Here is a 13,784-nt window from a genome sequence, read left to right on the forward strand (position 1 = left end):
ACGCCCGTACCCGCCCGCCTGCCCCGGAGTAAGCGAGTGGGGCGCGGACAGGCAGCATACGGCGGGATCGTGCCCGCCATCAGTGGCGGCGCAGCAGGACCCATCGCGCGGCTTCGCGGATGAGGTGGGAGAGGCTGCCGATCAGGCGTCGAGTCGGGCCTCGCCCTCGGCTGGCCAGCTCTTTCGTCCTTGCAGGGTCTCGCGTTTGAAGGTTGCGTTGAAGGACTCGGCGAGTGCGTTGTCCGCGCTGGACCCGACTGCGCTCATGCTTCGCCGAGCCCCTGCTGACCTGCAGGCTTGGGCAAGAGATTCTGCTCGTGTATTGAGCTCCGTGGTCGGTGTGCATGATCGATCCGGCGGGCTGCCGCGGGTGCGGACCGCCACGGCCAGGGCGTCGGTGACGGGGTCCACGCGCATGTGGCCGGTGATCGCCCAGCCGGCCAGACGGGTGCTTTCGAACCACGGGGTGGGCGATATCGAAGGCAATGGCCGATCATTTGAGTGTTCCACACCCCCATATGACAGATATTCGGTTGCGGCGGGACATGTGAGCCCGCTGGGGTGCCTCCATGGACGGTGGCACTGAGCAGGCCCGACGGGTGAGGTCAGGACGAGACCGTGAGGTTACGGCGCGACCGGCTCCATGGCACAGGTTGGCGGTGCTCGTTGCGCTGATGCTGGCTGCGTTCACCTTCAACACTGCGGAGAATTTGCCGGTCGGCCTTCTGGAGCTCATCTCGGAAAGCCTGCGGGTGTCCGTGTCGGCGGTCGGTCTCTTGGTCACCGGTTATGGCGTGACGGTGGCCATTGCGTCTTTGCCACTCGCCCACGTCATGCGGGCCGTACCCCGACGTCATGTGCTTACGGGGCTACTGGCCGCGTTGGTGGTGTCCAGTCTCGTCGCGGCGCTGGCGACCTCTTACTGGCTGCTTCTTGTGGCGCGGCTGCTGACCGCGCTCGCCCAGGCGTTGTTCTGGGCTGTGATGGGGCCGGTCGCGGTGGGCCTGTTCGTGCCTGCGGTCCGCGGACGCGTAGTCGCGGCGCTGTCGGTTGCCGGTTCGCTCGCCCTCGTGCTTGGTGTTCCCGCCGGTACCTGGCTGGGCCAGCAGAGCAACTGGGAGGTGCCAGTCGCCTTGCTGGCGGCTCTGGGGCTCATCTCCCTCGTGACGATCGCCGTACTGCTGCCGACCTCGCGCCCAGAAAAGGAGCCCGCCGCCTATGCGGCCAGTCCCGACGGCCGCCGGTTCGGGCTCGTGTTGGCGACAGGACCCCTATCAGCCGCTGGGGCGTTCACGGGGTATACCTACCTAGTGAAGTTTCTGGGCGACGTGAGCGGGTTCTCCCCGAGCGCGGTCAGCGCCCTGTTCGTGGTTTTCGGTGTCGCGTGTCTGGCCGGGGTGAGCATCACTGGGGTGGTACTGGACCGCTTTCCGCAGTCTGCGCTGACCACTGCCGTGGCCACGCAGGCGGTGGGCATGCTCGGCCTGTACGCGGCTGGCAACCATGCGGTGGCGGCGGTGGTCTTCCTGGCGCTGATGGGCGGTGCACTCGGGCCGGTGTTCATGATTACCCAGAACGAGATGCTGCGCTGCGCGCCGGGCCGCACTGATATGGCGCTAGCAGCGAACTCCGGCGCTTACAACGCCGGCATCGCGGTGGGTGCCGCGCTCGGCGGCCTGGTCCTGCCGATCGCCGACGTGCGTGGCACCTTCCTCGCCGGCGGACTGCTGACCGCAGGGTCCTGCGCGGTGCTACTCGGCGGGCGGCTCCTGCCTGGGCAGGATCGTTAGAGCATGAACTTGGCTCGGGCGGCAAGGTACTCCGCCCAGTCGCGTCGGGCGCAGGCGACCCAGCGGAGCGCGGTGTGGCGGTGCATTCCGGTCACGTCGGCGAGGATCGGGCTGGGTAGATCAGCGGCGAGGGCGGCCAGCGCCGCGTGGCGGGAAGTGTGAACAGGGATGCCATGGCGGTGGCTGGGAGGGGCTGACCCGCTGAACCGGTTCAGCCAGAAGGTGGTTGGCGCCCGCATTGCGCTTGAGTCGGGGCGAGCGCGGTCGATGGAGAGCGGTCAGATTCTTCTCGTTGAAAACCCAGATGTGGCAGCTGCTCACAGTGGGGTCGTTCAGGTTCGCCATGGTTACCTTGAGCTGAACCGGATCTCGTAGCGGTGCTGAAGCCGGGCATGATCGCCTCAGCAGATGGGAAGCGCAGGTCTGATTCCAGCACCCCGGAATTTTCCTGACGCGCTCCGCGAGCGTGCCTGGGCGACATACAGAGTTATGGCCGTCTGGTCGCCCAGGCGGTCCGAGACCTCGGTATCCACAAGGAAGCATGGCGGCTGTGGGGCCACCAGGCCAAGGCCAACCGCGGTAGGCGGCCCCATCCATTCCCCTCTGTCGAGCGCGCCAAACTCGTACACCTCCGCAAATGGGCGGCTGAGTTGCCGAGGGCGAACAAATTCCTGAAGACTTCCAGCGCGTTTCGCCAAGGAGCTCCACCAGCCCCGTGCGAGCCCAAGCGGTGAGCAACCACCTCTGCGATGACTTCGGGGCGGGGCCCGTGTGCCGGGATCTGGACCTGCCGATCTCCGCCTGCAACGGGCGCCGCAAGCGCCCAAAGCCCGCACGTCGGCTCCGCGACGAAGGCCTCCTCGCCGATATCCGCTGCGTCCACACGGACTCCGGCGAGACCTACGGAGCCCGGCGCATCGACCACGGGCTGCTGCGGGAAGGCGTTGTCGCACCCCGCTGCACCGTCGAACGGCTGATGCGTGAGCACGGCCTGGCCTACGCCCGACAGTGCACGGCCCTGAAGAAGAAGTGGAGCCCGGTCAACTGGCACTGGACACACCCCGCACCACTCCACCGGCTCTGCCGGGTACAGCAACGCTCTGGCCGCCGGGCGGCACCGGCGGAGTCCCGCCCAATCGCCCCCACCCATGATGAGCACGTGGGGGTGTGCCGTTCCATCGCTTCGCCGCGCTGCCTTGGTCACGATCAGAGGCACGATACTTCCAGCGTGAGCGGGAATTGTTCCTGCGGCGCATTAGGCGCTCGCCCGCCTCGCGGACGAGCAGCCCCGTGTCGCGTGAGCACAGCGCTCGACGCTCCCAAGTCGTCGTGGTGAAGCCCGCGCTCACCCAGCTGGGCAAGCTCGACGTGTCCGAGACGCATCGCCTGGATCGTGCGATTGTCGCCATCAGCGTCAACACGGTCGAATAACTGCCCATGCACCGGGCCGCCGACAAGGCCGCGGTAGGGGAGGTGTGACCGGGCTCCGTCCCGGTGCAGGCCGCCTCCTCCTGAAGCCCCGCGCTGACGTGTCACCGGAAGGGTGAGCTCCGTGGTCCGGTCCTTCCGGCGGGCGTCAGGTGGAGCCACTGTCCCTGGCCCGGCTCTCAGCCTGCGGCGGGTGGGCGGGGAGCCGTCGGTCGGTGGCAGGTTCTCTCCTCTGGGGGCTGTTCTGGCTGGTTCGGCCTCATCCCTGCGCCCTGTCGCGGTATGACATGAGTTCTGTGCGTGATGGCCGACAGGGGAGTAAATGCGAATGCGTACGCTGCTGCTCATGGCGTCTGCGAACTCGGCGAACCGCTCGAGTGCGGCGTCCTCCGTCGCGTCGGTATAGACGGGCTTGAGGAGTTTGGCGATCTTGTCCCAGTCCTGGCGGGCGGCATAGCGAAAGGAGTTCCGCAGCAGGTGGACCACGCAGGTCTGGACAGTGGTGCGGGGCCAGACGGTCTCCACCGCGTCGGGCAGGCGCTTGAGTCCGTCGCATACCAGCATGAGGACGTCGTTCACGCCGCGGTTCTTGATCTCGGTGAGGATGTGCATCCAGTGCTTGGCACCCTCGCCGCCGTCGCCGGCCCACTGCCCCAGGATGTACCGCCGGCCCTCGGTCGTGACGGCCAAGGCGACGTAGATGGGCCGGTTCGCGACCGCGCCGTCGCGGATCTTCACGTGGATCGCGTCGATGAAAACCACTGGAGAGACGGCGTTGAGCGGCCGGTTCTGCCACTCGGCCATGCCGTCCATGACCTTGTCGGTGATCGTCGAGATCGTCTGGCGGGAGACCTCGGCGCCATAGACCTCTGCGAGGTGGGCCTGGACCTCATTGGTCGTCAGCCCCTTCGCGGAGAGTGAGATGACCATCTCGTCCACGCCGGTCGGGCGCTTCTGCCGCTTCTTGGCGATCTTTGGCTCGAAGGATCCGTCACGGTCGCGGGGCATGGACATCTCCACCGGGCCGACGTCCGTCAGCACGGTCTTGCCTCGCGTTCCGTTGCGGCTGTTCCCGCCGTTCTTCCCGGCCGGATCGTGCTTGTCATAGCCGGATCGTGCTGGTCATAGCCGAGGTGGTCGGTGATCTCGCCTTCCAGGGCGGACTCCAGCCGCCGCTTCGTCAGCTGCTGGAGCAGCCCGCCCTCACCGGTCAGCTGCAGGTCCTCGGCCTGGGCCCGGGAGCCAACTCGTCAATCAGCCGGTCGCCCACCGCCTTCGCCGGCTGCGGCTCAGCCGCCTCGACGGTCTCGGCCTCGGTCACGTTCTCACTGGTCATCGGCGCATCTTCCTTGATCGGGAGTTACACCGAACGATTTACAGTCCCGGGGCCTGCTCCTCGCGCGCGATGCGCGCGGACCACCGGCGAGGCGCTGCGTCACCTGACTCTCAAGGGCCTGGAGGCCGCCGCCGAGCTCCAGCGCCCCCTGTCCGAGATGGGCGCCAACGCGCGCGGCGCGGGCGCAGCCGGCGCCACCCACCCGATGGCCGTGAACGAGGCCGTGATCGCGCTGCTGCGCCCGAGGCCGGACCTGGCCAAGCCCGCCACGGACCCGTCCGCAGTGCAGGCGGCCGCCCGGGCCGTCGCCGACGCACCGGGCGGGGGCATGGGCTCGTACTGGACCGAGGTTGGTTGCCGGTGGCCGGTCGTGGAGCACGCAGGGCCGGGGCGGTGCCCAGGCCGACATCGTCCTGAAGGACACCGGCCGTTTATTACGCGGCGGGGGTGAGTTCGGCGCGGCCGAACAGCAGGGCGTAGCCGGCGGGGAGCTGGTGCAGGATGCGGGTGATGAGGTCGGAATCGGTGTGGGCGGTGACGGCGGCGAAGACGGAGCCGGTGTCCCAGCGGGTGGTGGCCAGGGAGGCGCCTGAGCGGGCGGCGAGGTCCTTCACGAAGGCCCATCCGGTCAGCGGCTGAGGGTCGGGGATCTGCGCGGTCAGCACACGAGCGGCCTCCCGGGGCAGGCAGCGCGCCATGTCGACGCGTTCGTCGCCGGTCAGCTGGCGTCCCAGCCCCGAAAGGACCAGGCGGACGGCTTCCTCGGCTCGCTCGCGGGTGGGGTAGGCGCCTTCGTAGCGGACCTTCTCCAGCATCTGCTCGTATGCCGTCGAGTACGGCTGCTGGTGCTCAAGCGGTACCCGTACGTCGGTGATCACTGCGGTGGATTCCTTTCATGGGAGCCAGGGTGGTCAGGTGGGCCGGGGACGGCCGAAGAGGAGGTCGTAGCCGGTGGGGAGCTGGAGCAGGATCTGGCCCAGAAGGTCATCGCCGGCCGTGTCGGCGACCGTTGAGAGGACGGCGCTGACGTCCCAGGTCGCGGTGTGCTCGGCGGCGCCCTCGATCCAGGCCGCGGCGGCCCGCAGGAACCGCTCCGGTGGCAGCGGCTCGGCGCTCTGGAGCGGGTTGAGCAGGATAAGGGCGAATTCCTCCGGCAGGCGTGCCGCGAGCTGGGCGCGGACTTCGCCGACCAGGTGCGCGCCGAGCAGCCCGAGGATCACGCGGGCCGCGCGCTCGGCTTCCTCCACGGTTTCGTACTCGCCGCGTTCCTTGACGTGGTCGAGGAACGCTTCGTGTCGCAGAGCCATCTCGGCCGCCACCCCTTCTTGTTTCATTCGGATGCCCGTAGGGGTGCGGAGGGCGGGATGAGGGGGAGATCAGGTGCCCGTCCTCCGCACCTGTCCGGCCGGTGTCAGCCGGAGATCTCCTTGTGGCTGGATCCGACGCCGACAGAGATCTTGCGGGGCTTGGCGCGCTCGGCGATCGGGATGCGCAGGGTGAGCACGCCCGCGTCGTAGTCGGCCTTGATGTGCTCGGTGTCGAGGGTGTCGGCGAGCACGATCTGGCGGGAGAAGACGCCCAGCGGCCGCTCGGCCAGCTCCACCTGCACGTCATCGCCCTTCGCCACCGGTCGGCGCTCGGCCCTGACGGTCAGCATGTTCCGCTCGACGTCGATGTCGAGTGCGTCCGCGGTGACACCGGGAAGGTCGAAGGCCACCACGTACTCGTCGCCCTCGCGGTAGGCGTCCATCGGCATCGCCGAGGGCTTCGACCAGGTCCCCGGACCCATCAGCTGCTGCGCCAGTCGGTCCAGCTCACGGAAGGGGTCAGTGCGCATCAACATCGTGAAAACACCTCCAGCAGGTTCAGGCAGTTACTGCCAATGCGCCTCACTGACACCGTTGTAACATGTCATCCAATGGATGACAAACAAAGTGTCGTCTGCCCGATGACAACCCGAGGGAGGTGTCCGTGACTCCGGCCGACCAGCCGTCCCCGCCCCGCGCCGACGCTTACAGCCCGGTGTCGTTCCTGGCCGCCGCGGCGGCCCTTGACGCCATCGACGACGCCCTGCGTGAAGCCCAGCACGAGACCCAAACCGCCCCCGCTCCCGGTCCGGAACAGGCCCTGGCCTCCTTGTCGCTGCTGCGGCAGGTCCGCGAACAGCTCGCCGGATGGGAGACCGGCCTGATCGAAACCGCCCGCGACGCGGGCGCCAGCTGGGCCGACCTTGCCCAACCCCTCGGCGTCGCCAGCCGACAGGCCGCCGAACGCCGCTACCTGCGCGGCCGCCCCGGCCCTGCAGGGACCACCGGCGAACAGCGCGTGACGGCCACCCGCCGAGCCCGGGCCGCCGACCGCACCACCGCCGCCCGGGCCCGCAGCAACGCGGCCGACCTGCGCCGCCTCGCCGGCCAGATCACCGCCCTCACCGACCTTCCCGCCGCCGCCCGCCGCCCTCTCAGCGAGCTCCACGCGGCCCTCGCCCACGACGATCCCGCCGACCTCATCGCCCCCCTGAACGCCGCCCGCCCCCACTTGGCCGCCGCCCACCCCGACCTCGCCACCCGGCTCGACACCCTCACAGCCCCGTAGCAGGAGCCAAGGCCGGGAGCCCATGGGGCCGATGCGCAGACCCCGCGCGCAGGGACAGTCCCGACAACGATGTGATCGATCACACGGGCCGTACGTGCAGCCCTCGCGGGGACTAGGAGACCGAAAACGATGCACGCCCACGGCTGGTCTCGCGCCCCGCAGCCCTATGCTTCGTCAGCCCGCTGATCCATGTGAGCCGCGTCCCGCGCGGACGCGGCTGAGCACACACGACGAACCTCTGGGCCGCAGCGACGGTCGGTGCCTTCGGGGGTGGTGATTCCAAAATTTCGGAATCACCACCCCGGACCCGTGCCGTGCGCACAACGATCCTTGGCCGCTCTCCACTCTCCGCTGTTCACGGGCGTCCTATCGCTCCCTAATCGGCGTCAGCGATGGCGTCCTGCGGGCTACATCGGCGTCGAGGCGGTGGCCCGGTAGCTTTCGACCAGGCTCTCCATGCCGGTCAGGCCGGCGTCCAGGCCGAGCTGGCGGAGCCAGTCGTCCACCTGCTCCTGGCGGTCGGTGCAGCCGGATCGGCGCCTTCAGCTTTACCAGCACCGGCCGGGGCGCGACGTCGGCGTCCACACGGACAACCACCACACTGCGTCCCGACCCCCGTCGTCGCGGGGCCGCCACGCCGCCCGTGCGCGGCCCAAGACTTTCACACTCTCGTGGCCGACATCGACTGAGATCACGAGACGGTTGTCGCCGACGAAATGCGATGGACGGCCAGGCAGCATTCCTGTTACATCAGCCTGCCACCGGCCACCGAGTGGCAGACCTAGTCGTTGGGGAGAGCAACCGATTGCGTGACGTGCTGCTGGGGCTGGCCGAGAACCCGGCCCTGCCCACGAGACTGTTCGCCCGGCTCATCGCGAACGGTGACGAGGACGTCCTGTTCACGCTGGCTCACCGCGACCAATTGACGCTTCCACAGGTCAGGGATCTTGTTGCCGTCGGCAACCCGTCGCTCACCGGGTTCATGGTCCGGATCGGGCTGGTGCCGTGGCCCGAGATCCCCAAGGAACAGCCCGGCCGGCTGCTCGACGCGGTCCTCGGCGGGATAGCACCGGCCGCCGTTTGGCGGGCAGTCGCCACTGATCCAAACCCCGAGGCACGGCGAGAGGTTGCCTACGCCGACGACGCACCCGCTGACGTCATCACCTTCCTCGTCCGCGACCTGGACCTGCAGGTCGTGGCCAGCGCCGCCGCGAACCCCAACCTTCCACCCGAGCTGCTTCCCCATCTCGCCCGCCACCCAGCACGGTCGTACGGCAGGCCGTCGCCGAGAACGAGAACGCGTCACCCGCTCTGCTCGCCGCCCTCCTAGCCGACGGCGGGCGGCCGGCCCCGACGCGCTGCGGTGCCTGCCACCGCCGAGAGGTGGCGTGTGCGGACCACGCACCCGGCGTCCGACGTGTCCGTCTGGCAGCTGTCGGCCACCCGGCCGTGCCGCCCGCAGGCCTCTCCGCGTTCCTGGACGCCCCGAGAACACGGTCACGACGTTTGCTGCCCGCACCGATTTGCCGGTCAACTTCCTGAACCGGCTCGCCACCCACCCCTGCGACGACGTCCGCACTGTGATCGCCGCGAACCCCGCTGTCCCCGAAACCCTGCGCGCACCCTCGCCGCCGACCATGCTCCCGAGGTCCGCCGAGCCATCGTGGAGAACCCGTCCGTCCCGCTCGACCTGCTCACCACTCTGGTGGCCAACGAACGGATGCCTGGCGAACCGGTACCTCGCACCGAGTCCGCCACCGACCTCGAGCTCCGAACACTGGCCTCGAGTCGAGTGGCGCAGGCCAGGGCGCTCGTCGCCGACCGGAGCCAGCTTCCGCGCGTCCTCGTCGAACAGCTCGCCACCGACCAGGACATCGTAGTGGCCAAGCGGATCGCCGCCCGCTCGGAACTCGCTTCCGAACGGCTCGCCGAAATTGCCGAACGGCACGGCCCGCCAGTCTTCGCCGCGGTCGCCCGCCACCCTGGTTGTCCCTCCGCCCTGCTGCATCGGATGGCGGCCCACCCAGCCGGCACCAGGCGCGTGCTTCAAGAGATCGCCAGTCACCCGGCGGCACGGTCCGAGACACTGCTGCTCTGCCTGGACTCCGAGGATCTTGACACTCGGCGCGTCGTAGCCGCCCACCCTGCTCTGGCCCTCCCAGTCTTGGAAAGCCTCATCGACGCCCCCGACGGCTCCCTGGCTCAAGCCGCCGCGACAAACCCGGCGCTGCCCGAGCGAGTGATGGAACGGCTCATCACACGAGCTCTGCGCGAGTAACGACTCAGAGTCCACCCCATTTTGAAACACGCCTGGCCCTCGGCCCGGGTGGCGGATGGGACCGGGCGCTGAAGACGGCGGTCACTGCGCTGGCCCTGGTGCGCCGTGTCCGGAGGTTCAGCCGTCGACCAGACGGTGCAGGGCGCGGCGGGCCAGTGGCGCGTATGCGATCACGAGCGGAGTGGGGCCGTCGATGCGCAGTTCGGTTTCCGTCCCGAACGGTGGGCGGGGTCGGACGGCGTGCCACAGACGCATCCGTACCGGGCCCGCTTGCACGCGCCACTGCCAGGTGCGGGCCTGGTGGTCCACGGCCTCCACGACGAAGGCGATGCTGGGCCCCACCACGGGCACTACCCGGCCGCGCAGGCCCACGCGCAGTTCCGCCTCCGCCTCCACGGCCCGGATCTGCGGGGCCCACGTAGTCCAGGCCTCCGTGCGGATGTACCGCCGCCAGACCGATTCCACGCTTGCCGAGCCCGTGGCTCGTACCGTTCTTCTCACCTGTCCACCATGCATGCGCAAGGCCGAAGGCGCTGGGCACGGGGTTCGTTTACCTCAAGCGCCTCCGATGTCGGCGAGGCAGACCTGGAGCGGGCCTTCAGCGGCAGTCGAAGCGCCGGGTCCCGACCCACGGTCGGACCGTAGGGCTTCGCATACGGCGCGCGGGTGAGTCCGCTTGCGGCGTCAGTTGATGTTCGGGCCGCTCTCGTTGGACAGCTTCAGGCCGAAGCGGACCTTGAGAAGGTCACGGCCGCGCCTGCACATGTCCGAATCCTGCCGACTGGGGCAAGTAAGGCTCGAAGATCCACCTGATTGCGGAGCGGCCAGGTATGCCCATAGCCGTCGGCATTTTCGGGGCCAACCTGCACGACAGTCAGGCCCTGCCCCGGCTCGTGAAGGGCATCCCGGCGATCCGCTGGCGCCGGGGTCGGCGACGGCGCAAGCCCGGCAAGCTCCACGCCGACAAGGCTACGACTACGCTCACCTGCGGCGATGATTACGCGAGCGCGGCTTCACCCGCCGAATCGCCCGTAAGGGAGTCGATTCCTCTCTCGGAAGAACCGGCGTTATCTGCGACGACGCGGCGACGGCGGAGCGGTGTTCCGGGGAGCGGCCGCCTGTCACCTGCCTGGGGCGCGGTGAGTGGCGGGTGGCCGTGTCCTGGGATGAAGCTGGAGGCGTCCGTCGGGCAACGGGAGGGTCCGTCCCGCGGTCAAGCCACGCCCGGAGAGGCCGGTGTGCGGTCGAGTGATTCGAAACCGGGGATCGGGAGACTGGAAGTGGTGCCTCGACCTGCGAGGAGGGGACGGATGCCCGGCTTACTCACCGGAAGAAGGACCATGATGGCGCAGGAAGAGGATGACTGGCGCACCGATGGCGACGGCGTCGCACGCCGCCGTCCGCTGCGTGAGTGGCACGTCGAGGAGGCGGTCGAGGTCGCGGTGCCGGTCCGCACGGCCTACAACCAGTGGACGCAGTTCAAGACGTTCCCGCGCTTCTCGGCCGTGGTGCGCGATGTCGAGCAGGTGAGGCCCACCGTTACCGCGTGGACCATCGGCTACGGCCTGCTGCGCCACCGTTTTCTGGTCGAGATCGCGGAGCAGGACCCCGACGCCTACCTGGCCTGGCGCGGCCTGGAGCAACATCCCACCCACGAGGGCGAGGTCGAGTTCCGGCCCATGGGGCCAGGCGGCACCGCCATCACGGTGCGGATGCTTCTGCGGCCGCCTGGCGCCGCGAAGGTCCTCAGCCGCTTCACCGCCGTCACGGGGCTGGCCGCCCGGCTGGTGCGCGCCGAACTGGTCGGCTTCAAGCACTTCATCGAAGGGCTCGGCCAGGAGGGTGGCGCCTGGCGCGGGACCATCCGCAACGGCCGCGTCCAGCACGACACCCCGGAACCGCCCAGGAGCCGTGTCGCACAGTGGCCTGTCGGCTGACCCGCCCACCCGTACACGGCAGAAGGAGGCCAAGCGATGCAGAACCCGCCCGGTCAGGAGCCGGAGACCGCGCTCTCCGTGACACCGCCGAAGAAGTGGGCGGCCGGGGTCCCCGCCGTCGTGCACGCGCTGGAGTACTCCCTGGAGCAGACCTCCCCGGGCAAGACCGGTGTGGACCTGCTCGCCATGAACCAGGTGGGCGGCATCGACTGCCCCGGCTGTGCGTGGGCCGACCCCGCACCGGGCCGACGCCATCGCAACGAGTACTGCGAGAACGGCGCCAAGCACATCAACGACGAGGCCACGACGCGTCGGATCACCGCCGACTTCTTCCGCGAGCACAGCGTGTCCGACCTGGCGGCTCGTTCCGACATGTGGCTCAACCAGCAGGGCCGGCTCACCGAGCCGGTGATCAAACGGCCCGGGTCGGACCACTACGAGCCCATCGGCTGGAACGATGCCCTGGGCGTCCTCGCACAGGAACTCAACGGGCTGGACTCGCCTGACGAGGCGGTCTTCTACACCTCCGGCCGGGCCAGCAACGAAGCCGCTTTCGTCTTCCAGCTCTTCGCCCGGGCCCTGGGCACCAACAACCTGCCCGACTGCAGCAACATGTGTCACGAATCCAGCGGCTTCGCCCTGAACGAGACACTCGGCGTCGGCAAGGGCACCGTGAGCCTCGACGATCTCCACCACGCGGACCTGATCTTTCTGGTGGGACAGAACCCGGGCAGTAACCATCCGCGGCAACTCTCGGCCCTGGAGGTGGCCAAGCGCAACGGCGGCCGCATCGTGGCGGTCAACCCGTTGCCCGAGGCGGGGCTGCGGCGCTTCAAGAACCCACAGAAGCCGCGCGGGATCGTAGGACGGGGCACCCAGATCGCCGACCGCTTCCTGCACATCAAACCGGGCGGGGACCTCGCCCTATTCCAGGCACTGAACCGACTGCTGCTGGAGGCGGAGGACGCGCGCCCCGGCACCGTCCTGGACCACGACTTCATCAACGCCCACACCTCCGGTTTCGAGGACTTCGCCCGGCATGCCCGCACCGTTGACTGGGGCGACGTGCACGCGGCGACGGGGCTGACCCGCCGTGAGATCGAGAGGGTCCGCGACGAGGTCCTCGGCAGCGAACGCGTCGTCGTGTGCTGGGCGATGGGTATCACTCAGCACAAGCACGGCGTGCCCACCATCCGGGAGATCGTCAACTTCCTGATGCTGCGCGGCAATCTGGGGCGGGCCGGCACGGGGGCCTGCCCGGTGCGCGGCCACAGCAACGTTCAGGGCGACCGCACCATGGGCATCTGGGAGCAGATGCCGGACACATTCCTGGACGCCCTGCAGAAGGAGTTCGGCTTCGACCCGCCTCGGCCGCACGGCCTGGACTCGGTGAACTCGATCAAAGCGATGGTGGAGGGCCGCATCAAGGTCTTTCTCGCCCTGGCCGGGAACTTCGTACGCGCGGCGCCCGACAGCGAGGTCACCGAAAAGGCGATGAGTTCGTGCCGGCTGACCGCCCATATCTCCACCAAGCTCAACCGCTCGCACACCGTTTGCGGCGACACCGCCCTGATCCTGCCAACGCTTGGGCGCACCGAGCATGACATTCAGGCCGACGGCGAACAGTTCGTCACGGTCGAGAACTCCATGAGCGAGGTGCACACCTCCCGAGGGCGGCTCGAACCGGCCTCGCGCATGCTGCTGAGCGAGGTCGCCATCCTGTGCCGACTCGCCCGGCTGACCGTCGACGGGGTGGGGGACATCCCCTGGGCCAGGTTCGAGGGTGACTACGGCACCATCCGCGACAGCATCTCCCGGATCGTGCCGGGCTTCCACGACTTCAACGCCCGGGTGACCCGTCCGGGAGGCTTTCAGCTGCCCAACCCGGTCAACGAGGGTGTGTTCAGGACCGAGACCGGCAAGGCCCGGTTCACCTGCAACGAGCGGGTGGTCCCCCGGGCGCCCCGGGGACACCTGCTGCTGCAGACCCTGCGCTCGCACGACCAGTGGAACACCGTCCCGTACACGGACAACGACCGCTACCGCGGCATCCACGGCAGCCGCCAGGTCGTCCTGGTCAACCCGGCCGACCTGCCGGAACTCGGTCTCGCCCCGGGCGACCGGGTGGATCTGGTGAGCGTCTGGGAGGACGGCACCGAGCGCCGGGTGGAGAACTTCCAGGTCGTTCCCTACCCGGCAGCCAAGGGTTCGGCAGCTGCCTACTACCCGGAGACCAACGTCCTGGTGCCGCTCGACAGCGTCGCCGACATGAGCAACCAGCCCACGTCGAAGGGCATCGTCGTCCGCCTGGAGCCCACAGGGCACCGGTCCCGGCCGGCCCCTCGGTGACCGGGACAGGGCGGTCCTGCCCCGGGAGGTGCCCGCAGGCCCCTGCGGCGGCAAGCCGATGTTGTGCCGGC

12 protein-coding genes and 3 pseudogenes are annotated in these 13,784 nt (G+C 69.0%); 9 read left to right on the forward strand and 6 right to left on the reverse strand.

The window, feature by feature from the left end:
* Window positions 1–153 precede the first annotated feature (153 nt).
* Window positions 154–453, reverse strand: a pseudogene (locus tag BLW14_RS31120) (DDE-type integrase/transposase/recombinase); the annotation flags it as partial.
* A 221-nt stretch (window positions 454–674) separates the two neighbouring features.
* Between BLW14_RS31120 and BLW14_RS31125 the strand changes: the two are divergent.
* Window positions 675–1,790 (forward strand): MFS transporter, encoded by a 1,116-nt coding sequence (locus BLW14_RS31125; RefSeq protein WP_218137707.1) that lies wholly within the window; start codon window positions 675–677, stop codon window positions 1,788–1,790.
* Window positions 1,791–2,559: 769 nt separating this feature from the next.
* The gene (locus BLW14_RS35805) at window positions 2,560–3,126 is read left to right on the forward strand and encodes an IS3 family transposase (RefSeq protein WP_371128136.1); all 567 of its coding nucleotides are present in this window, start codon (window positions 2,560–2,562) and stop codon (window positions 3,124–3,126) included.
* 443 nt (window positions 3,127–3,569) lie between these two features.
* Here BLW14_RS35805 and BLW14_RS31140 read toward each other — a convergent pair.
* Window positions 3,570–4,453: pseudogene (locus BLW14_RS31140) on the reverse strand (IS256 family transposase); the annotation flags it as partial.
* On the opposite strand from BLW14_RS31140, the gene BLW14_RS35810 reads away from it, so the two are divergent.
* Window positions 4,334–5,005, forward strand: a complete 672-nt coding sequence (locus BLW14_RS35810; protein ID WP_371128098.1) for a hypothetical protein — start codon at window positions 4,334–4,336, stop codon at window positions 5,003–5,005. The pseudogene BLW14_RS31140 and the gene BLW14_RS35810 overlap by 120 nt on opposite strands.
* Here the strand turns inward: BLW14_RS35810 and BLW14_RS31150 are convergent.
* From BLW14_RS31150 to BLW14_RS31160, 3 genes are all read right to left on the reverse strand, one after another.
* On the reverse strand, window positions 4,989–5,432 hold the full coding sequence (locus BLW14_RS31150; protein WP_093710430.1) for a DUF2267 domain-containing protein: 444 nt from the start codon (window positions 5,430–5,432) through the stop codon (window positions 4,989–4,991). The genes BLW14_RS35810 and BLW14_RS31150 overlap by 17 nt on opposite strands.
* Window positions 5,433–5,465: 33 nt before the next feature.
* Window positions 5,466–5,861 (reverse strand): DUF2267 domain-containing protein, encoded by a 396-nt coding sequence (locus tag BLW14_RS31155; RefSeq protein ID WP_093710910.1) that lies wholly within the window; start codon window positions 5,859–5,861, stop codon window positions 5,466–5,468.
* A 104-nt stretch (window positions 5,862–5,965) separates the two neighbouring features.
* The gene (locus tag BLW14_RS31160) at window positions 5,966–6,397 is read right to left on the reverse strand and encodes an Hsp20/alpha crystallin family protein (protein ID WP_093710431.1); all 432 of its coding nucleotides are present in this window, start codon (window positions 6,395–6,397) and stop codon (window positions 5,966–5,968) included.
* Window positions 6,398–6,525: 128 nt separating this feature from the next.
* On the opposite strand from BLW14_RS31160, the gene BLW14_RS31165 reads away from it, so the two are divergent.
* From BLW14_RS31165 to BLW14_RS35390, 3 genes are all read left to right on the forward strand, one after another.
* Window positions 6,526–7,149, forward strand: coding sequence for a type III effector protein (locus BLW14_RS31165; protein WP_093710432.1), 624 nt, complete (start codon window positions 6,526–6,528; stop codon window positions 7,147–7,149).
* Window positions 7,150–7,954: 805 nt separating this feature from the next.
* Entirely contained in the window at window positions 7,955–8,479 is a 525-nt protein-coding gene (locus tag BLW14_RS35385; protein ID WP_256332935.1) for a hypothetical protein, read from the forward strand.
* A gap of 333 nt (window positions 8,480–8,812) precedes the next feature.
* On the forward strand, window positions 8,813–9,427 hold the full coding sequence (locus BLW14_RS35390) for a hypothetical protein (protein ID WP_256332936.1): 615 nt from the start codon (window positions 8,813–8,815) through the stop codon (window positions 9,425–9,427).
* A gap of 117 nt (window positions 9,428–9,544) precedes the next feature.
* On the opposite strand, the gene BLW14_RS31175 is transcribed toward BLW14_RS35390, so the two are convergent.
* A complete protein-coding gene (locus BLW14_RS31175) occupies window positions 9,545–9,928 on the reverse strand; it encodes an SRPBCC family protein (RefSeq protein WP_371128099.1) in 384 nt (127 codons plus the stop codon).
* A gap of 260 nt (window positions 9,929–10,188) precedes the next feature.
* On the opposite strand from BLW14_RS31175, the pseudogene BLW14_RS35395 reads away from it, so the two are divergent.
* From BLW14_RS35395 to BLW14_RS31185, 3 genes and pseudogenes are all read left to right on the forward strand, one after another.
* Window positions 10,189–10,487, forward strand: a pseudogene (locus BLW14_RS35395) (transposase); the annotation flags it as partial.
* Window positions 10,488–10,767: 280 nt separating this feature from the next.
* Complete coding sequence (locus tag BLW14_RS31180; RefSeq protein ID WP_093710434.1) at window positions 10,768–11,364, forward strand: SRPBCC family protein; 597 nt, start codon at window positions 10,768–10,770, stop codon at window positions 11,362–11,364.
* Between the two features lie 36 nt (window positions 11,365–11,400).
* Window positions 11,401–13,713 carry an FdhF/YdeP family oxidoreductase gene (locus BLW14_RS31185; protein WP_093710435.1) on the forward strand — a complete coding sequence of 771 codons (2,313 nt, stop codon included), beginning with the start codon at window positions 11,401–11,403 and terminating at the stop codon, window positions 13,711–13,713.
* Window positions 13,714–13,784 lie beyond the last annotated feature (71 nt).

The sequence above is a fragment of the Streptomyces sp. 2131.1 genome, from assembly GCF_900105515.1.
Classification (GTDB): domain Bacteria; phylum Actinomycetota; class Actinomycetes; order Streptomycetales; family Streptomycetaceae; genus Streptomyces; species Streptomyces drozdowiczii.

What these genes read in the sequence shown, in the direction of transcription:
- BLW14_RS31125 (WP_218137707.1), top strand. Translation starts at nt 675, where the DNA reads ATGCTGGCTGCGTTCACCTTCAACACTGCGGAGAATTTGCCGGTCGGC.
- BLW14_RS31155 (WP_093710910.1), bottom strand. Translation starts at nt 5,861, where the DNA reads ATGGCTCTGCGACACGAAGCGTTCCTCGACCACGTCAAGGAACGCGGC.
- BLW14_RS31160 (WP_093710431.1), bottom strand. Translation starts at nt 6,397, where the DNA reads ATGTTGATGCGCACTGACCCCTTCCGTGAGCTGGACCGACTGGCGCAG.
- BLW14_RS31180 (WP_093710434.1), top strand. Translation starts at nt 10,768, where the DNA reads ATGATGGCGCAGGAAGAGGATGACTGGCGCACCGATGGCGACGGCGTC.
- BLW14_RS31185 (WP_093710435.1), top strand. Translation starts at nt 11,401, where the DNA reads ATGCAGAACCCGCCCGGTCAGGAGCCGGAGACCGCGCTCTCCGTGACA.